Below are 18,994 nucleotides of genomic sequence, written 5' to 3' on the forward strand. Positions count from 1 at the left end.
TTCGCGGAACGGTCCGTCTACGATCGCGTTTCGGACGGTGAAGGTCGCAGTTCGGACAACTCTCGATACGCCGCGAGGGTGGCTGCGGTCCGCTCCCCGACCTCTTCCAGGGGGTCGGCCAGCAGCGTGTCGCCGGGCAGCTCCCCGGCGAGCAGCACCCGCGCCCGCGCCGTGGCCAGCTCGCGCCGCTCGTGGTCGTCGAGCGACACCGCCAGCCGCCCGAGCGCCGCCGTCCGGGCCGCGAGCTGGGCGTCGAGGTCGCGGAGCCGGTCGAGGGCCGCCTCCAGCCGCTCGCCCAGCTCCTCGCGCAGGTCGCCGGGGCGCAGCTGGTCGCGGGTGGCCCGCAGCTCGTCCGCCCGGTCGCGCAGGCTCGTCCGAGCCACGATCAAACGCCCGATGTTGTACCGCGTGAGCTCCAACGTCGGCCGGATGTCCGCGGGCTCGGCCATGGCCCCGAGCGCCGACCACCGCAGCCGCACCTCCCGCAGGGCCGCCTCGGCCGCCTGCCACTCGGCGATCGCCGAGCCGGAGATCCGCACGCCGCCGGGCCAGTACCGCACCGCGCCGGCCACCGCCAGCAGCACCACGGCCACGCCGAACAGTGCCGCGGCGGCGCCGGCCGGTAACAGCGCCAGCCCGCCGATGGGCAGCAGCCAGGGCCACCACGGCACCGGGCGCCGCGGGTCGCGCACGACGCAGCCCGCCGTGCGCTGCCGGTGCCCGTGCCGTCCCATCGGCACATCATGCCCCAAGAACGCGGCCGGCACATCGAAGCCTCACACTGTGTCATTCCACGCGTCGCCCGGCGAATCACTCACTGCAATCAGCAAACAAAGTTAAACAATTCCGTGTTTGACATTGTTCGATGGGTTTGCGGCGGCCCACACTGGGCGTTCCTGACCCGTCCGCCAGCGGGAGATGCGATGGTTCGTCTTCGGTTCAAGCCCCGGCGGCGCGTTCTGGCAATTGTGGCCGGGGCGCTGCTCGTCGTCGGTATCGGTACGGCGCCCGCTTGGGCGCAGCAACAGCAGCAGGGGCCGCCGGACCCGTTGATTCCGGCCAATGACGGTGCGCGTGGGCTTGTCTATGACGGGTTCAAGGTTGGTACCGGGCGTTGTAAGGGTCTGTTTGAGGTGAAGGCGGTGCCGGGGGCGTGTACGCATGGTCCGGATGCGTCGTTTGCCGGGACTGATGTGGCCCGGTCGGTGGCGCCGCTGGGTGGGGTGGCGGTGGCGCCGTTGCGTGTGGTGTGTGATGGTGACGGGCAGTCCGGGAACCGGGTGCAGGTGTTGTATGTGCACGGGTCGGGTAACGCGGACCGGTACGGCCAGTATGTGGCGTCGATCCGGACGTGGACGTCGGGTGTGGATGACATCTACAGTGCCAGCGCGGCGCAGACGGGCGGGGTCCGGCACATCCGGTTCGTCACCGACAGCGGCTGCAACATCGCGGTCACGGATGTGGCGATCGACAACGGTTCGCTGGGTGACTTCGGTAACTCGGTCAATGCGGTCAAGGCGCAGGGGTTCAACCGGGCTGACCGGAAGTATTTGCTGTATGTGGACGCGACAGCGTTGTGTGGGGTGGCCTATGTGACGTTGGATGATCGGCCGGGGCAGGACAATGCGAACAATTCGGGGGCGAGTTTCAGCCGGGTCGATTCGGGTTGTTGGGGGTCGGGGCCGGCGGCGCATGAGTTGACGCATGCGATGGGTGCGGTGATGTCGAGTTCGCCGAACCACACCGCGTACGGGCACTGCACGGATGACTACGACATCATGTGCTACAACGACGGGCCGGGCACGGTGCTGCGGGTGGTGTGTGGTGACCAGGCTCAGGACAACCGCCTGGACTGCAACAAAGACGACTACTTCAACACCAACCCCCCGGCCGGCTCCTACCTCGCCACCCACTGGAACACCGCCAACAACCGCTTCCTCATCACCAGCGGCGGCGGCAACGCTCCGGCCTCCGGCGGGACGATCACCGGCCCGGGCGGCAAGTGCGTCGACGTGAGCGGTGACGACACGGGCGGCAACGGTACGGCGGTGCAGCTGTGGGACTGCCAGGGCAACGCGGTCGACCAGAAATGGACCCACAACGCCGACAACTCCCTGAGCACCCTGGGTCGGTGCCTGGACATCAACGGCAACGCCACCGCCAACGGCACCCCCGTCCAACTCTGGGACTGCAACGGCGTCGGCGGCCAGAAATGGCTCCAACAGGCCGACGGCTCCCTGCGCAACCCCCAGTCCGGCCGCTGCCTCGACGCCCCCAACGCCACCACCACCAACGGCACCCGCCTACAGATCTGGGACTGCAACGGCACCACCGCCCAGAAGTTCGCGGTCAACGGCGGCGGCCCCATCAACGGCCCCGGCGGCAAATGCGTCGACGTCGCCGCCGACGACACCGGCACCAACGGCGCCGCCGTCCAACTGTGGGACTGCCAGTCCTACGCCGTGGACCAACACTGGTTCCACACCACCACCGGCGCACTGCGCACCCTGAACCGCTGCCTGGACATCAACGGCAACGCCACCGCCAACGGCACCCCCGTCCAACTCTGGGACTGCAACGGCGTCGGCGGCCAGAACTGGCAACAACAGGCCGACGGCTCCCTGCGCAACCCCCAGTCCGGCCGCTGCCTCGACGCCCCCAACGCCACCACCACCAACGGCACCCGCCTACAGATCTGGGACTGCAACGGCACCACCGCCCAGAAGTTCACACTGACCTGAGCGACACACCGCACGGCCGCCCCACACCGGGGCGGCCGTGCGCGGGTCAGGCCGCCGGGAAGTCGCGCCGCGTGCGAGCCTCGGTGGCGAGCAGGGGCAGGGGCGCGAGGACGTACAGGGCGGCGAGGGTCCACAGGGCCGCCCGCACCCCGAGCGCCGAGGCCAGCAGCCCGGCGCTCGCCGCGCCGAACGGGACCGTCCCGAACACGAAGATCCGCGAGGCCGCGGTGACCCGCCCGAGCAGGTGGGCCGGCACGAAGTGGCCACGGAACGTCATCGTCATGATGCTCGCCATCGCCGCCCCGGCCAGCGCGATGAACGACCCGGCCGCGAACAGCACCAGGCGCCCGCCGGCCCCGCCGAGCGGAAGCAGCAGCACGAACGGGGCGGCGGCGACGCTCGCCACCAGGTAGGTCCGGGCGCTGCCGAAGCGCCGGGCGGCCGGGGCGGCGAGCGCGGCGCCGAGGATCGCGCCGAGGCTGCCGACGCCGATGACCAGGCCGGCCGTACCGGGCGCCACGCCCTCGGTGCGCACCAGGAAAACGACCCGCAGCGCGGTGATGCCGAGCATCGCGAAGTTCGTCGCCGCCGCCACCACGAGCATGGCCTGCAGGAGCCGGCCGCGCAGGATGAACCGGATGCCCTCGGCGATCTGGCCGAGCATGCCCGCCCGCCCGTCGCCGGGCGGGCGCGGCTCCGGCCCGGTCCGCAGTGCGAGCAGGCAGGACGCCGACACCAGAAACGTGCCGGCGTCGACGAGGATGCCGGTGACCGGCCCGGCCGCCTGGGCCAGCAGCCCGCCGAGGCCGGGCCCGGCGACCGCGGCCACCGACGCGCTGGTCTGCAGGCGGGCCGTGCCCTGCATGAGGTCTCCCAGGCCGACGAGCCGGGGCAGGAACGCGTTGAACGCCACGTTGGCGAACACCCCGGCCGCCCCCGCGAGCAGCGCGGCCGTCAGCAGCCCGGCCATGGTGAGCACGCCGGTCCAGGCCGCGATCGGGACGGCGGCGAGCACTGCCGCGGAGGCGAGATCGGCGACGAGCAGCGTCCGCCGGCGCGGCCACCTGTCGACCCAGACGCCGGCCGGCAGCCCGATCAGCAGCCAGGGCAGCCAGGTGGCCGCGGTGAGCAGCGCGACCGCGGCCGGGCCGGCGTGGAGGGTCGCGATGGCCACGAGCGGCAACGCGACGGTCGTGACAGCGGACCCGACAGCGCTCGTGGACTGCCCGACCCACAGCAGCGAGAAGTTCCGCGTCCGCAGCACTCAGGCACCCTCACACGCCCGACCTGCGACGTCGACCGATTTCGAGGCCTCCATTGACTTTTAGTTAACTTTCTTTATCGTTGTTGCTCTATAGATACCTGTCTTGTCTTGGAGGCAGTGCACATGACATCCCGACTTCGGATCGGCCTGGCCGCGGCGGCCGCGGTTGCTGCTGTCGGCGGCATCGCCGTGGCCACCACGCCCGCGGAGGCGGCCGGCGCGCTCACCGCGACCCTCAGTTACGACTCCGACTGGGGCAGTGGCTACCAGGCGAAGTACACGATCACCAACGGGACGGCCGCCACCGTCTCGAGCTGGAAGGTCGAGTTCGACCTGCCGTCCGGCTCCACGCTCGGCAGCTACTGGGACGCGCTCATGGCCCAGACCGGCACGCACGTGACCGCGAACAACCGGACGTACAACGGGACGCTCGCGCCCGGCGGCACGGCGAGCTTCGGGTTCCTGGTGTCGGGCTCCGGCAAGCCCGGCAACTGCAAGCTCAACGGTGCGTCATGTGCCGGCGTCACGGACACGACGGCGCCGTCCGCGCCGGCAAGCCTGCGCGTCACCGCGACGACCTCGTCGAGCGTGAGCCTGGCCTGGAACGCCTCGACCGACAACGTGGGCGTGACCGGCTACGACATCTACCGGGGCGGAGCGCTGGCGGGCTCGGTCGCGGGGACCAGCGGCACCGTCTCCGGCCTTGCCGCCTCCACTGCCTACACCTTCACCGTGAAGGCCCGCGACGCCGCCGGCAACGCGTCGGGCGCCTCCAACCAGGTGAGCGCGACGACGGCGGCCGGCGGGGGCGGCGACGGCGGGGGCGGGGGCGGCACGACATTGGCGACCGCACCGTACGTCGACATGGGGGCCTGGCCGACGCCCACCCTCACCGACATGGCGACGAGCGGCAACCTGAAGAACTTCACGCTCGCGTTCGTCAACAGCGCGGGCTGCAAGGCGTCGTGGTTCAACGCCTACGACCCGCGGGCCGCGTGGAGCAAGGACCAGATCGACGCCGTCCGGGCCCGGGGCGGCGACGTGAAGATCTCGTTCGGTGGCGCCAGCGGCATCGAGCTCGCCCAGGCGTGCTCGACGCCGGCCCAGGTCGCCGCCGAGTATCAGGCGGTCGTGGACGCGTACAATCTCAAGTATATCGATCTTGACATCGAGGGCGCCGCGGTCGCCGACCCGACCACCATCGCCCGCCGGTCGCAGGCGCTGGCCCTGCTGCAGGCCGCGCGGCCGAACGTCAAGATCTCGCTGACCCTGCCGGTGCTCCCGGAGGGCCTCACCAGCGACGGCGTCAACGTGGTCCGCTCGGCCCGCGACGCCGGCGTCAACCTCGACCTCGTCAACGTGATGGCGATGGACTACCAGCGCAGCACCGGCGACTACGGCAACTTCGCCGTCCAGGCCGCGCAGTCGACATTCACACAACTGAAGGGGTTGTACCCCACCAAGACCGACGCGCAGGTCTGGCGCATGCTTGGCGTCACGCCGATGCTCGGCAAGAACGACGACGGCGGCACGTACGACCAGAACGACGCCCGCCAGCTCGTCGCCTTCGCCCAGCAGAACCACCTGGGCATGCTGTCGTTCTGGGAGGAGACCCGCGACCGCAACGCCTGCACCGGGGCGCTGTACATGTGCACGAACATCGCCCAGTCGCCGTACGAGTTCTCGAAGATCTTCGCCGCCTACACGGGCTGACCCGGCCGTACGTCAGCCGAGCGCCGCGCTCGCCGCCCTGAGTTCTCGCAGGGCGGCGAGCGCGTACGGCGCCAACGCGTCGGTGGCCGCCGCCTGCGACCACTCGGCGTAGCCCCGCTTGAACGCGAGCACGCCCAGCTCCCCCGCGAGGGCCGCCGTCGCGTCGGGCACGCCCCGGGCCACCAGGGCCTCGGTCATCGCGGCGGCCAGGCTGACGCTCTTCAGCGCGTCGCGCTCCTGCAGCTCGGTGCTGGCCGCGATGGCCGCCTTGAGCCGCGGCCCGAGGTCGTGGTTCATCGGCCCCATCGCGCTCGACGCCCGCTCCAGCCCGGCCGCGACCGCCTCCAGCGGCGACGCCTCCGCTGGCGCCTCGGCGATCCCCTCGGCCAGCAGCCGGCGCAGCGCCTCCTGCCCCGCCACGAGCAGCTCCCGCTTGTCCGGGAAGTGCCGGAAGAAGGTGCTCTTCGTGACCCCGGCCCGCTCGGCGATCTGCGCGACGGTGGTGGCGTCGTACCCCTGCTCGGTGAACAGGTCGACGGCGGCCATGACCAGCCGCTCCCGCGCTCCGGGCTCCCATCTCGCCATACGCCTATCATAGGCGATGGGACCTTTGTCCCATCACCGTGCTAGCGTTGACGGGACAAAGGTCCCATCACTTGGGGGTTACCCATGCACGTCTTCATCACCGGCGGCACCGGCCTCATCGGATCGGCGGTCGTGGCCGAACTGCTGGCGCACGGCCACACCGTCCTGGCCCTGGCCCGCTCCGACGCCTCCGCGGCGGCCGCCGAGGCCGCCGGCGCCGAGGTCCTCCGCGGCGGCCTGGCCGACCTCGACACCGTGCGCGCCGGCGCCGCGCGGGCCGACGGCGTGATCCATTTGGCCTTCAGCAACGACTTCAGCAGCGCCGAGGCGGTCGCCCGCTCGGTCGCGGAGGAGACCGCCGCCCTGACCACGATGGGCGAGGCCCTGCTCGGCACCGGCCGCCCGCTCGTCACGTGCTCCGGCACCCCCTGGATCCCGGGCCGCCCGTCGGTCGAGTCGGACCCGCTGCCCACCGACGGTCCGGTCGGCGGCCGCGGCCGCACGGTCACCGCGATCCTCGCCCTGGCGGCCCAGGGCGTGCGCAGCTCCGCCGTGCGCCTCCCCCGCACCGTCCACAACAACGGCACCGGCGGCTTCGCGGGCCTGCTGACCCAGATCGCCCGCCAGAGCGGCACCTCCGGCTACCCGGGCGACGGCACCCAGCGCTGGCCCGCCGTCCACGCCCTCGACGCCGCCGTCCTGTTCCGCCTGGCCCTGGAGCAGGCCCCGGCCGGCTCGTCCTGGCACGCCGTGGCCGACGAGGGTGACGAGGTGCGCGCCATCGCCGAGGTCATCGGCCGCCGCCTGTCCCTGCCGGTCAAGCCCCTCCCCACCGAGGCCTTCGGGCCGCTGGGCGAGATCTTCGCGACCGACCAGCCCGCGTCGAGCGAGCACACCCGGGAGGCCCTGGGCTGGAAGCCGGTGCACCCGAGCCTGCTGGAGGACCTGGAGAACATCGGGGCCTGACAGGGACGGCGCCCGGCCTGAGAAGTTCAGGCCGGGCGCCGCTTTTCACCCCACACAAGGAAGTGCGTGTCAGCTCGCCGGGTAGCTGGTGACGTAGCTGGGGACGCCGACGCCGGTTTCCGTGGCGACCGGGGCGCCGGTGTCGTTGACCACGTGGTCGATGGTGCCGGCGGAGAGGTTGACCGTCAGGATGTCGTGGAGCTTGACGCCCGGACGGTTGGGGACCTCGAAGCCGCGGGCCGCGTGGATGGTCGGGTCGACGTTGGTGAAGATGTAGCTGCCGCCACCCCACAGCTCGTGGGTCTTCACCTTGTCGGCGACCTTGTACGCCGCCCAGCCCTTGACGCCGTCGTGGCTCCAGGCGGCCTGGTTCGGCGGGTCGTACGGCAGCTCGTTCTGGAAGAAGATCGTCTTGCCCCGCTCACCGTTCCAGACGACGTTGTACTGCTGGTAGTGCTCGACGAACAGGCCCGTCGCGAGGACGTCGTCGCCGTTGACGATGACGCCGTTGCGGCCCGTGTTGATGTCCCAGCCGACCGAGCCCGCGACGCCGTGGTCGGCCCGCCAGGCCCAGATGTCGTCGAGGATGACGTGGTCGGAGTTGACCTCCAGGCTCACGTCCGCCTTGCCGACGTGCGGGCCACCGACGCGGAAGAACACGTCGTGCAGCACGGTCGGGTCGTTGGCGTCACCCAGGTTGAGCGCGCCGCCGAGCTTGGTGCCGACCTGCATCAGCGCGGGCGAGTTCACGGTGCCGGCGTCGATCATGAGGCCGGAGACCGAGATGCCCTTGCTGTCGGCGATCCACAGCGGCACCGAGCCGCCGACGGCGGTGAGCGTCGCGATGCCCATGCCCAGCACCACGGTGTCGGGGCGCCAGACGAGGATCGAGCTGTTGACGTTGTAGACGCCGGGGGTGAAGAGCAGGTGCTTGCCCAGCGCCAGCTGGATGTTGATGGCGAGCACCGAGTCCGACGGCTTGGCCAGGTAGAAGTCCGACAGCGGGATCGAGCGGCCCGGGGTGGGGCCGTTCGCCCAGCTCGCACCCGACGCGTCGCGGCGCAGTGCGGGCTCGAAGACGTTCCACTTGCCCTTGGCGTCGACGTAGAGGAACGGCTTCTCCTTGCTCGCCGGGGTCTTGTCCAGCGTGGTGTACTGCGGGTTCGGGAACGACTGCGCGGGCGCGCCGACGGTCCCGGAGAAGACCTGGTTCCAGACCGCGTTCGACCAGGTCCCGATGTTGCTGTCGCGGACCAGGAACTGCTGCTGCGAGCCGTTGGTGAGCGTGCTCGTCACCGAGTCGGCCATGAAGCCGCCGGAGGCGTACTGCGGGCCCGCGGTGCAGTAGTCCATGAACGTGGCGTTGCCGTTGAACTTGACCCGCCGCAGCGGAGCCGCCTGGGACACGGCCCAGAACTCACCCGAGGCGCGGCAGCCGTCGAGGCCGGCCACGTTGATGGTGAGGTTGGACAGCGAACGCCAGAAGTTGACGAGCGCGATGCAGTTGTCGGCCGCGAGGCAGCGGTTGTAGACGTCGACGTGGCCGTTGATGACCGTGTCGGTGGGGTTGAGCCCGAGGCCGGCGACCTCGGTGTAGTACCCGACCTGGATCTGCAGCGGGTGGTCGGGGGTGCCGTACGTGCCCGGCTTGAACAGCAGCGTGTAGCGCTGCGTCCCCATCTCGTTGTCGATCTGCTGCGCGAGCACCGAGTCGGCGACCGACTTGATCTGCTCCACCGTCATCGACGGGTCGAAGATCTTGACGTTGGGGCCGAAGTCGGGGTTCTTCGACCCGGCGGGAGCGGCCGCGGCGGCGCCGGGAGCGGAGACGGCGGCGACCGCGGTCAGCAGAACGGCGGCCCCGAGGGCAAACCACCGGCCGCGGCGGCTTGGCCGAGCTGAACCAAATGACATGAAACGCGACCTACTTTCCTCTGGCGGCGCGCACCCACGTACCGAAACTGGGGCGTGGCTTCGCGGGGCGGGGGTGTGCGCCACGAATGCGAGAGAGCGCTTTCACGAAGGGACGTTACAGGGAACATCTCGACTGGTCCACGGGTACAAATCGTGCAGATCTCGCTCTCTGCCCAGCTGGCGGGCCGACCCCGGGGAATCCCCGGTCGCGGGCGATCGGAAGAATGGCGGGAAATGACCCCGCTGCTGACCGCCGACGTCTTCGGCTGGACCGTGCGCCCCGTGCGCTGGCGCCGCGCCCGTGCGCTGCTCGTGGTCGTGGCGGCGATCGCGGTGCTGTCGCTGCACGTCGCCTTCGACCCGCCCGTCGAGTGCTCCGACGCCGTCCCGTGCGGCCCCGACTGGCTCAACGCGGTGCTCTTCGGCCTGGTCGCCGCGCTGCCGGTGGTCGCGTTCGTGTCGCTGCCGGTCACCGCCTGGCTCGCCGCCGGCTTCTTCACCGCCGACGCGATCTGGCAGGTCGCGCACCCCGGCCTCGCCTCGCCGGCCTGGCTGACCGGTGTCGACGCGGGCCTCACGGTCCTGGCCTTCGTGACCGCCCGGCTCGCCCCGCCCGGCCTCGGCACCGCCGCGGAGATGTGGGCGGCGACGACATCGCATCGCCGGCCGCCGAAGCCCGGACATTTTCCGCGGTACGGGCTGGGGTGGCGCCTGCTCGCAGTACCACTGCTGCTCGGGGCCTGTGTCGTTGCCGTTCTGGCGCTCGTCGAGCAGTCCGGCGCCGACGACCGCCTCGCCGCCGCCGAGCGCGTGACGGCGGAGGTGACCGGGCACCCCGACGAGTACACGCTGGAGGTCCGGCTCCCGGGCCGCGCGTCGCCCGTGCGGATCACTGTCGGTGCCGCCGGCGAGCACCCGGTCGGTGCGCACGTGGCCGTCCTGGTCGCCGATGACGGGCTGTATCAGCTGGTGAGCGAGCCCTACGACACCAGCGGCTGGCTGTCGCTGGCCGTCCTCGGCGCCGGACTGGCGGCGGCCTGCCTGGCCCGGGCCCGCGAGCGCTCGGTCGCGGCCCGGGCACTGTTCGCGACCGAACAGCCGGCGACCGAGGTGTACGTCTGGGCGCTCGGCGGTCGCGTGGCCGTCTACGCGACCGATGCCCGGCCGGGCGAGCCGGCGCTCGTCGAGTTCTTCGCGCTGTCCCGGCACGGCTCCGACGACATCCGCCCCGGCATCCTGTTCGGCGTCCCGGCCCAGCGCCACTGGTGCGCGGTCGCGGTCGACGGCGAGCTCCTCGTGCCGCGCGGCCCGGCCCGCAGCGGCCGCTTCGCCCCGGCGTACGGCGGGCCCGCCCCCGACCCGGACCTCGACGACCCCGGCACCGTCCCCGACGCCGCCCGGCTGCCCCTGCGGCCGGAGGAGATCCTGGCGCTGCGCCCGGAGGACGTGGCGGCCGACCCCGAGACCGTGCACACGCACCGGCACAACCGGTTCTCCGGCTACGCGGTGGTGCTGGCCTCCTCGTGGCCGTTCCTCATCGTGCTGTGGCGACTGCTGCCGGTGCTGCCCTACTGGGGCGCGGTCGCGGTCACCGCACCCGTCACCGCGATCGCCTGCCTGTCCGGGTGGCGGCTGCTCCTGCGCCCCCGGGTCGCCTGGAACGGCGCCGGCCTCAGCGTCGTCGGCAGCATCGGCGCCCGCCTGCTGGTCTGGTCCGACGTCCACGCCGTCCGCGCCGATCGCCACGGTGCCGTCACCATCGAGACCGACCACCACGGCGCCGGCCTGGTCGTGACCGCACGGGGCGAGCACGCGCTGCTACCCCGGTTCCTGTCCGGCGACGAGCGCACCGGCCTGCAGCTGTCCGGCGCGCTGCGCCTGGCGGCCGAGCGCGCCGCCGCCCGGGCCCGCGAGCGGGTCCGCGACGTGGTGTCGCTGCCGCCGGCCCCGGTCGCCCCGCCCGCCCCAGCCCTGCTGTACCTCACGTGGGCGGCCGAGACGCTGCTGTATGCACTGCTGCTGGCCGGCCTGTTCGACAAGTAGCGGGCCCTTGAGCGTCGAAAGCCCGGCGAGCGGGTCGCCGGGCTTTTCGAGGGCATCGGGCGGGTGGGCCCGACGCGGGGGGTTCGACCGGCTAGAGGATGAATCGTCCGTCAGCCAGCGGGCCGGCGACCGAGGTGCCGGACTCGGCCGGCATCCAGAACAGGTCGTCCGAAGCGTCCTCTGGCTCGGTGTTGTTCGTTGACTGGTCCCGAACGTCCTTGCTGAGCACCGCGCTTTCCATGCCTGTGCATATGCCCCGGAAGAGTGACGGCAAACGCTGCGTCATGTAGGAATTACAGCGCTGTGGCGAAGATCATGACCTCTGTGCCGGGGCCGTAGTTCGTGGTGCGCTTCTCCAGGGTGAGGCCGGCGTTCAGGGCCACGCGCTGTGAGGCCAGGTTGTCCGGGTGGATGATGGCGATCACACGGGTGGCGCCGAGCGAGGTGCGGGCCCAGTCGCGGCAGGCGCGGGCGGCCTCCGTGGCCAGGCCGGTGCGCTGGAACGCGGGCGCCACGTGGTAACCCAGCTCCAGCTCGTCGACCCCGTCGACGCGCTGGATGGTCAGGCCGCAGTCGCCCGCGAACGCGCCGTCCGCGAGCCGGGTGAGCTTCCAGAGGCCGTGGCCGTGCTCGCGGTACCGCCGCCGATTGAGCATGATCCACTCGAGCGTCTCCGCGCGCGTCTTCGGGCGCGGGTAGAACCGCATGAACGCCGGGTCGCCCAGGATCGCGGCGAAGTCGTCCAGGTCGGCCTCGGCCATCTCCTGCAGGCGGAGACGCTCGGTGGTCAGGACCGTCATCTACTCGACGTACAGGTTGATGGCGGCGCTGATCGGCAGCGCGACCATCACCAGCAGGAAGGCCAGGAGCGCGGCGGCGCCCTTCTGCTGCTGGGCGTGGATCGTCTTGAGCGTGCACTCGCCGGTCAGCACGAACCAGTCGATGAGGTACCGGGCGATGTACAGGCCCACGTAGGCGATCCCGAGGGCCGCGCCGAAGCCGGCCAGGCTCTCGGGCCACGTCGTGAAGTCGCCCGCGATCGCGCCGTACAGGATCAGGCCGACGGCGGTGAGGACGGCGGCGGACTCGAGGGCCTCGGTGACCCCGCCCTGGACCATTGACAGCCGGAGGTTGCCGTGCGCGACAAGGCCGTGCAGGTGGAACGCGATCACCAGGCCAGCGATCCCGGCGACGGTGAAGACGAGCGTGGACAGCAGCGACGTGCGCAGGTCGGGCGCGTGGCCGACGAACGTGGCCCGCACGACGAGCGCCAGGCCCAGGTAGAAGCCGAGGCGGACCAGGCCGATGGAGAGCGGGATGGTGTTGAGCGAGTCCAGCCGGGTGGCCCGGGTGCGCTGGATCATCCAGTCGGTGATCAGGAAGCCGACGCTGGCCAGCAGTGTCGCCCAGACGATCCCGCCGCCGACCCAGGCCAGGGAGGTCCAGCTGGTCAGGTCCTGGCCGATGAGGCTCGACACGCCGATGACCTGGACGGCGACGAAGCCGACGCGCTGGACGAGGTACCCCCAGTTGGCCCGCTCCCACAGCTCGTCATGGTCGTCGAAGGAGGTGACCGCGTTGAGCAGCCACCATCCGCCGCCCACGCCGAAAATCACGATGAGCACCTGGAGCACCGCGATCGTGGCGGCGGTTGCGTTCATGCCGTCTCTCCTACTACCTGCTAATGCCGCTGTGGTCGATGGTGTGCGGTACGAAGTTGCTCATGTTGTCGGTGATGAGCCCGGCGCTCTCGCGGATGCCCAGGCCGGCCGGCTCGCCGTCGATCATCCAGACGCCGAGGACCGGGTGCCACTCGACGCCCCGGCGGTCGGGGAACGCCGGGAGCGGCGCGAACGCCTGGCACACGAACGGGCCGCCGTACTCGCCGGGAGTGCTGGTCTTCGTGACGCCATCCACGATGATCGAGACGTTGGCGCCCTCGCGGCCGAGCAGGGGCTTGCGGACGTACGAGGTCATCCAGGCCGGGCGCTCGGACTCGAAGTACGCGGGCAGGAGCAGGTCGCGCTTCTCGGGGTCGTCGCCGTAGATGTGCCAGAGGATGGGCAGCAGGCCCTTGTTGCTCCAGAGCATCTTGTAGGGCGGCTCGATCCAGACCGTGCTGTCCCGGCGCGGGTCGCTCATGTCCCGGAAGCACTGCTTGGCGAACTGCTCGCCGAGCATCCACTCCCACGGGTACAGCTTGAATATGGCGTCGATGTGCTGGCCCTCGGAGTCGTAGAAGCGGTCGCCCGCCTGCACGTCACCGGCCCGGATCTCGTCCATGTAGAGGAACTTGGTGCGGTACCCGAGCGGCTCGAGCGCCTGCCGCGCCGTCTCCATCATGTATTCGGTGTTGAAGAGGTCCTCGCCGCTCTCCTCTTCCCGGTCGCACGCGAAGTGGATGGTCATCGGGCTGAGCAGATGCGTGCGGGCCTGCCGGAGGCGCTGCAGGTTGCGGGCCCAGGCCGCAACGAGCATTTCGTGGAGCTGGTTCCACTGGTCCTTGCCCTGGCCGGTCTGCTGCATCCAGTACCACTGCGCCACCGCCGCCTCGGGCAGGGACGTCGGCGTATCGGCGTTGAACTCCAGCAACTGCGGCTTGCCGGCGTACTCCCCGGCGTAGCGGATGTCGAAGCGCCCGAAGATGCTCGGTGAGAAGTCGCCCTTACTGCGCCCGCCGGGCTCGGTCTCGTCGTCCCACCAGGTGCGCTTGATCTGGTCCCAGGCGAACTCCGGGATGCCCAGGAGCTGGAACATGTTGTGGTCGATGATGAAGTCGCCGGCCGCGACGCACATCTCGAACAGCGTCGCGGCGCTCGTGGACAGCGCGTCGATCTCGGCCGAGGTGAAGTCGTAGAACGAGTCCTCCCGCCAGTACGACATGGTGCCGCCGTCCGGCGCGGGCATCTCGTTGTTGTACACGATGCCCTGCGTGGCGAGCTGCTGCCGCCAGTCCGGCCGGACCACTCCGTTGTCGAGTCGGCGCATGTCAGCTACCCGAGCTTCCCTTGCTGCCACTGCCGAAGCCGCCGGAGTGGGTGGTGCCGTTGGCCACGTGACCGGTCGACGGCAGACCGGCGTTGGACCGCCCGATCGAGTCGGTCGAGGACACGCGGCTGCCGCCGCTGAGCCGGTAGCCGGGCGAGCGGCCGCGGCCGTAACTGCCGGTGTAGTAGTAGTGACCGGGCGAGCCGTCGTCACAGCGCGCGTCGGGCACAACCACCCCGTTCTGGTCGGCACAGTAGGTCTGCTGCTGCCGGCTGCACGCCGCGAGACCGCCGGTTGTGGCCAGCGCCGCCAGCGCGAGGTAGCTTCGGCCCAGCGGGACCGAAGTGGATCGCCTCATGGTCTGCTCCCTCAGGTGTGCCTTAGCACGGTAAATGACCTAGGCAAGTCGCGCGACTGTACGGTCGGATCCTTTCCGCTGGTCTCCAGCTGGACAAAATGCCCGTAGCGACCCCAGACATCGGATCAGCTCGATAGATTGATCGAGGAGATCCGATGTGATGACAGCCGTACGCCGCCGTGGCCCGGCCGCACCGGGTCGGCCGCGCGGGATCTCGCCGTCGGCGGGTAATTTTGGGGCATGGTTCGGGCCGGGCTGTCGCGGGCGCACGTGTGCACCGCCGCGCTCGAGCTGGCCGACGAGGTGGGCATCGACCACGTGACGATGACCGCCCTCGCGCGGCGGCTCGGCGTGGCGGTGCCGAGCCTCTACGAGCACGTGCGGGGCATGCCCGATCTGCTCGACGCGGTCGGCGCGCTGGCCACCGACGAGCTGGCCACGCTGCTGGGCGAGGCGCTGCAGGGGCGGGCCGGGCGGCCCGCGCTCATGGCCTACGGCACCGCGTACCGGGGCTGGGTGGTGGCGCATCCGGGGCGTTACGCGGCGACCGTGCGGCCGCTGAACGACGCGGACGGCGCGGCGGCGCAGGCGCGGATCGTCAGCGGGTGCGCGGCGCTGCTGCGCGGCTACGGCCTGGAGGAGGACCGGGCCGTGGACGCCGTGCGGTTCGTGTACAGCACCATGCACGGCTTCACCCACCTGGAGACGGACGGCGGTTTTCATCACGCCCGCCGCCTCGACGCGAGCTGGACCCTCGTGCTGGAAGCGATCGATCGCGCTCTGTCGACGTGGCCCGTACCGTAATGGCGTGGACGTAGTCATTACCGGAATGGGTGCGCTGTCGCCGCTCGGTGGCGATGTGGACACGCTGTGGCAGGGTCTGCTGGAGGGGCGCTCCGGCGTCGGGCGCATCGACGACCTCCTACCCGGCGACCTGGCCGAGACGATGCCTGTCACGATCGGCGCGCGGATGGCCGTCTCGCCGGACACGCTCCTGACCCGGGTCCAGGCCCGGCGGATGGACCGCTGCGAGCAGGCCGCCCTTGTCGCCGCCCAGCAGGCGTGGCAGCACGCGGGCGCGCCCGAGGTGGACGGCGACCGCCTGGCCGTGGCGATCGGCACCGGCATCGGCGGCGTCAACACTCTCCTGGCCCAGGACGACCTGCTGGAGGAGAAGGGCCCCGGCAAGGTGTCGCCGCTCGTCGTGCCGATGCTCATGCCCAACGGCCCGGCCGCCTGGGTGAGCATCGAGTTCGGCGCCCACGCCGGCGTCTACTGCCCGGTCTCGGCCTGCGCGTCGGGCGCCGAGGCCATCGCGCTGGGCGCCCGCCTGATCCGGGCCGGCGAAGCCGACATGGTGATCGCCGGCGGCTCGGAGGCGGCCATCACGCCGCTCACGCTGGCCGGCTTCGCCCAGGCCCGCACGCTGTCGAAGCGCAACGACGACCCGCTGCGCGCCTCCCGCCCGTTCGACGCCGACCGCGACGGGTTCGTGATGGGCGAGGGCGCCGGCATCCTCATCCTGGAGCGGGCCGAGCACGCCGCCGCCCGTGGGGCCACTGTCCACGGCCGCCTGGCCGGTGTGGGCGTCACCTCCGACGCCTACCACATCACGGGCCCCGACCCGAGCGGCGCCGGCCAGGTCCGGGCCATCCGCCGCGCGGTCGCCGACGCCGGACTGCAGCCCTCCGACGTGGCCCACGTCAACTGCCACGCCACGTCGACGGTCGTGGGCGACGTGGGCGAGGCGGTGGCGATCCGGCAGGCCCTCGGCGACGACGTGGTGCTGACCGCGCCCAAGTCCGCGCTCGGGCACCTGGTCGGGGCGGCGGGTGCGGTGGAGAGCATCGTGACGCTGCTGTCCGTGGCCCACGGCGTGATCCCGCCGACCCTCAACCTGGAGAACAAGGCCCCCGAAGTGGCGCTCGACGTCGTCGCGGGCCGGCCGCGCGAGCTGGCGATGCGGGCGGCGGTCTGCAACTCCTTCGGCTTCGGGGGCCTCAACGTGTCGCTGCTGTTCACGAGCTGAGCTACACGACCTGGCTCTGCTCCTCGAGCTCGGTCAGCTTCACCGTGCACAGGCCGCCGCGCTCCGCCTTCACGTCCGTCACCGTCAGCTGGGTGCCGGGGGTCAGGATGAACTCCTCCTCGCCCGTGAAGGCGGAGTAGCTGCGGATGCCCACCGCGCGCAGGGGCTCGACCTCGAAGAGGGTGCGCTTGCCGCTGCCGCCCATGAACGCCTTCGCCACACCGACGTCGGACGTGCACGACGACACGCCCCACCAGGTGACGGTCTGGCCGAGCGGGTACTGCCGGCGCAGGTCCATCCGCACGCCGCGCCACAGCGGCTGGCGCCGGGCGGGGAGCTTCGAAACGGCGGAGAAGAGCAGGCGGAGGTACGGCAGGTAGGGCGACAGGCGGCTGCGGTCAGGACTGCGCAGGGTGGCGTTGATCTGGCGGTAGAACGCCGACTCGCAGGTGTACAGGTACAGCGCGGCGACCTCGTCGGCCGAGAGCTCGGGCGAGCCCTGCTTCTCACCGAAGCGCTGGGACGCCTCCACGTGCCAGTCGAGGCCCCGCAGCACCGAGGCGGCCGGGGCGATCGCCGTGCGGAAGTCCATGAGCGGGGTGTCGAAGACGCCGGTGATGACGGGAAGCGCGAGGCCCTCGTCCTTGACGCTCTCCAGCCGCTCCAGATAGAGCTTGTGCAGCTCCATCGTCGAGGTGATGAACGCGCCCATCCGGTCGGCCGTCTCGTCCTGCGCCGCGTTCCAGCCCGCGCTGGGCAGCCAGTCGATCTCGTCGACGCCGAGCGAGCGCAGGGCCTCGTTGACCGTCGCGAAGTGCTCGTTGTCGCAGAAGATGTCGCCCTGCGCGGCCGGGTTCGGGTGGTCGATGTGGCGCACCGCGACCCCGGGGTACCGCTTCTGCAGGCGCACCACCAGGCTCTTCAGGCCCCGCGCGTGCGCGCCCCACCAGGCGAAGACGACGCCGCGGTCCTCCTCGGAGGCGGCGTTCTGCTTGGCCTTCAGGATCTCCTCGACCAGCCGCTCCACGACCGGGCGCCAGAAGCCGGTGTGCTGATCGATGCCCAGGGCACCGTCGGCGCTGGCCGTCAGCGACGCGTTGAGCAGCAGCACACCCTGGGTCAGCATCGACGAGAACCACTCGGGCGGCGGCACCGTCTCGCGGTCCTTGAGCAGCTTGCGGATGTCGGCGATAGGCGTCTTCTTCGGGATGCCGTACTTCCACATCGCCGCGGCCTTGATGATGCACCGGATGCTCACGACCCGCCCGAACTGGCTGTCGGCCCAGTCGTGGAAGGTGTTGTCGAACATCGCGATGCCGGTCGCGCTCTCCGGCCGCGGATACGGGTTCTGCCCGAAGACCACGACCTTCCACTTGTCCGGCGGGTTGGGCTTGAGCGCCTGGAACGTCAGCTCCCGCACCGGCACGATCTGCGGGTCGCGGCCCGGGCCGATGAACTGCGCCGCGTTGCCCTGCGCCTCTATGATCGGCTTGAGCAGCGGCAGCCACGGCTCGCCTCCGCCGGCGAAGAGCGCGGCCAGGCCCAGCGGGTCGTCGGTGTCGCTCAATGTACCCTCCCCCAAGTTCCACTGTGGACATCGCGCACCGTACCGGGTGCGCTCAACCCGAACGAAAGTGGAGGGACGCCATGACCGTACGTGTCGTGCTGTGTGACGTGAACGCCAAAGTGGTCCAGGCCCTGATGTCGGCGTTCGCGGACGAGCCCGCCGTCGAGATCACCAAGGGCTCCATCCTCAACCAGCAGGTCGACGCGTGGGTGACGCCGACCAACTCGCACGGCATCATGAGCGGCGGGGTCGACGCGGCGATCCTGCGGCAGCTCGGGCCGGGCATCCAGCTGCGGGTCCAGCGCGCGATCGCCGACGGCTTCGGCGCCGCACTGCCGATCGGGGCCGCGGTCTGCGTGCCGTCGGGCGCGGCCAACCCGAAGTTCCTCATCTCCACGCCGACCATGCACGCCCAGGCGGAGAACGTGCGGCACACGCTCAACGTCGCGCTGGCGTGTGCGGCGGCCTTCCAGGCGGTACACATGCAGAACGAGCGGGCGCCGGGGAGCATCTCGTCAGTAGCGCTCGTGGGCATGGGCGCGGCGACCGGCAAGGTGCCGCCGCAGGTGTGCGCCAACCTGATGTGGGCCGGTTACACGCTGTTCGGCGAGAGCACGTTCGACGACTACGCGGAGCTGCAGCAGACAGTGACCGAGCAGCTCGGTGACATCGAGACGCGACCGGCGAGCGAGCGGGTCCGCATCACGCCGCCGGCCGCCCGGCGCCGCCGCTGAAGCACCTTGCCGGAAGTCCTGTCCGCTGGGCCGACCCAGACGGCCGGGCCGTCGATGCGACAGTCGCTGGGGTGACGGACAGGACTTCTGAG

At 71.1% G+C, this 18,994-nt stretch carries 17 protein-coding genes; 7 read left to right on the forward strand and 10 right to left on the reverse strand.

The annotated features are described in order from the left end of the window. Positions 1–17 precede the first annotated feature (17 nt). Positions 18–734: a hypothetical protein gene (locus tag Dvina_RS45995; protein ID WP_223097709.1), complete on the reverse strand. Its 717-nt coding sequence runs from the start codon at positions 732–734 to the stop codon at positions 18–20. A gap of 189 nt (positions 735–923) precedes the next feature. On the opposite strand from Dvina_RS45995, the gene Dvina_RS46000 reads away from it, so the two are divergent. Continuing rightward, positions 924–2,741 (forward strand): RICIN domain-containing protein, encoded by a 1,818-nt coding sequence (locus Dvina_RS46000; protein ID WP_223097711.1) that lies wholly within the window; start codon positions 924–926, stop codon positions 2,739–2,741. A 46-nt stretch (positions 2,742–2,787) separates the two neighbouring features. Here the strand turns inward: Dvina_RS46000 and Dvina_RS46005 are convergent, their stop codons facing one another. Next, complete coding sequence (locus Dvina_RS46005) at positions 2,788–4,005, reverse strand: MFS transporter (RefSeq protein WP_223097713.1); 1,218 nt, start codon at positions 4,003–4,005, stop codon at positions 2,788–2,790. A 123-nt stretch (positions 4,006–4,128) separates the two neighbouring features. Here Dvina_RS46005 and Dvina_RS46010 point away from each other — a divergent pair, with 123 nt between their 5' ends. Then, positions 4,129–5,718: a cellulose binding domain-containing protein gene (locus Dvina_RS46010; RefSeq protein ID WP_246655762.1), complete on the forward strand. Its 1,590-nt coding sequence runs from the start codon at positions 4,129–4,131 to the stop codon at positions 5,716–5,718. Between the two features lie 12 nt (positions 5,719–5,730). On the opposite strand, the gene Dvina_RS46015 is transcribed toward Dvina_RS46010, so the two are convergent. Beyond that, positions 5,731–6,303, reverse strand: a complete 573-nt coding sequence (locus Dvina_RS46015; protein ID WP_223097715.1) for a TetR/AcrR family transcriptional regulator — start codon at positions 6,301–6,303, stop codon at positions 5,731–5,733. Positions 6,304–6,387: 84 nt separating this feature from the next. On the opposite strand from Dvina_RS46015, the gene Dvina_RS46020 reads away from it, so the two are divergent. Continuing rightward, the gene (locus tag Dvina_RS46020) at positions 6,388–7,269 is read left to right on the forward strand and encodes an SDR family oxidoreductase (protein WP_223097717.1); all 882 of its coding nucleotides are present in this window, start codon (positions 6,388–6,390) and stop codon (positions 7,267–7,269) included. A 69-nt stretch (positions 7,270–7,338) separates the two neighbouring features. Here the strand turns inward: Dvina_RS46020 and Dvina_RS46025 are convergent, their stop codons facing one another. Then, positions 7,339–9,183, reverse strand: coding sequence for an adenylyl cyclase (locus Dvina_RS46025; RefSeq protein ID WP_223097719.1), 1,845 nt, complete (start codon positions 9,181–9,183; stop codon positions 7,339–7,341). Between the two features lie 234 nt (positions 9,184–9,417). On the opposite strand from Dvina_RS46025, the gene Dvina_RS46030 reads away from it, so the two are divergent. After that, positions 9,418–11,226 carry a PH domain-containing protein gene (locus Dvina_RS46030; RefSeq protein ID WP_223097721.1) on the forward strand — a complete coding sequence of 603 codons (1,809 nt, stop codon included), beginning with the start codon at positions 9,418–9,420 and terminating at the stop codon, positions 11,224–11,226. 91 nt (positions 11,227–11,317) lie between these two features. On the opposite strand, the gene Dvina_RS46035 is transcribed toward Dvina_RS46030, so the two are convergent. The 5 genes from Dvina_RS46035 to Dvina_RS46055 are packed head-to-tail and all read right to left on the reverse strand — an operon-like array spanning position 11,318 to position 14,572. Next, positions 11,318–11,512, reverse strand: coding sequence for a hypothetical protein (locus tag Dvina_RS46035; RefSeq protein WP_223097723.1), 195 nt, complete (start codon positions 11,510–11,512; stop codon positions 11,318–11,320). 7 nt (positions 11,513–11,519) lie between these two features. Further along, a complete protein-coding gene (locus tag Dvina_RS46040; protein WP_223097729.1) occupies positions 11,520–12,026 on the reverse strand; it encodes a GNAT family N-acetyltransferase in 507 nt (168 codons plus the stop codon). Then, entirely contained in the window at positions 12,027–12,887 is an 861-nt protein-coding gene (locus tag Dvina_RS46045) for a DUF350 domain-containing protein (RefSeq protein WP_223097730.1), read from the reverse strand. A gap of 13 nt (positions 12,888–12,900) precedes the next feature. After that, positions 12,901–14,214, reverse strand: coding sequence for a glutathionylspermidine synthase family protein (locus Dvina_RS46050; RefSeq protein WP_223097731.1), 1,314 nt, complete (start codon positions 14,212–14,214; stop codon positions 12,901–12,903). A 1-nt stretch (position 14,215) separates the two neighbouring features. Continuing rightward, complete coding sequence (locus tag Dvina_RS46055; protein WP_223097733.1) at positions 14,216–14,572, reverse strand: hypothetical protein; 357 nt, start codon at positions 14,570–14,572, stop codon at positions 14,216–14,218. 240 nt (positions 14,573–14,812) lie between these two features. Between Dvina_RS46055 and Dvina_RS46060 the strand changes: the two genes are divergently transcribed. Further along, a complete protein-coding gene (locus tag Dvina_RS46060; protein WP_223097735.1) occupies positions 14,813–15,376 on the forward strand; it encodes a TetR/AcrR family transcriptional regulator in 564 nt (187 codons plus the stop codon). Positions 15,377–15,401: 25 nt separating this feature from the next. Then, positions 15,402–16,601 (forward strand): beta-ketoacyl-[acyl-carrier-protein] synthase family protein, encoded by a 1,200-nt coding sequence (locus tag Dvina_RS46065; protein ID WP_223106093.1) that lies wholly within the window; start codon positions 15,402–15,404, stop codon positions 16,599–16,601. A 1-nt stretch (position 16,602) separates the two neighbouring features. Here the strand turns inward: Dvina_RS46065 and Dvina_RS46070 are convergent, their stop codons facing one another. Further along, positions 16,603–18,168 (reverse strand): ADP-ribosyltransferase domain-containing protein, encoded by a 1,566-nt coding sequence (locus tag Dvina_RS46070; protein WP_223097738.1) that lies wholly within the window; start codon positions 18,166–18,168, stop codon positions 16,603–16,605. Positions 18,169–18,248: 80 nt separating this feature from the next. Between Dvina_RS46070 and Dvina_RS46075 the strand changes: the two genes are divergently transcribed. Continuing rightward, positions 18,249–18,902: a macro domain-containing protein gene (locus tag Dvina_RS46075; protein WP_223097749.1), complete on the forward strand. Its 654-nt coding sequence runs from the start codon at positions 18,249–18,251 to the stop codon at positions 18,900–18,902. Positions 18,903–18,994 lie beyond the last annotated feature (92 nt).

It is taken from the genome of Dactylosporangium vinaceum, from assembly GCF_019904175.1.
Classification (GTDB): domain Bacteria; phylum Actinomycetota; class Actinomycetes; order Mycobacteriales; family Micromonosporaceae; genus Dactylosporangium; species Dactylosporangium vinaceum.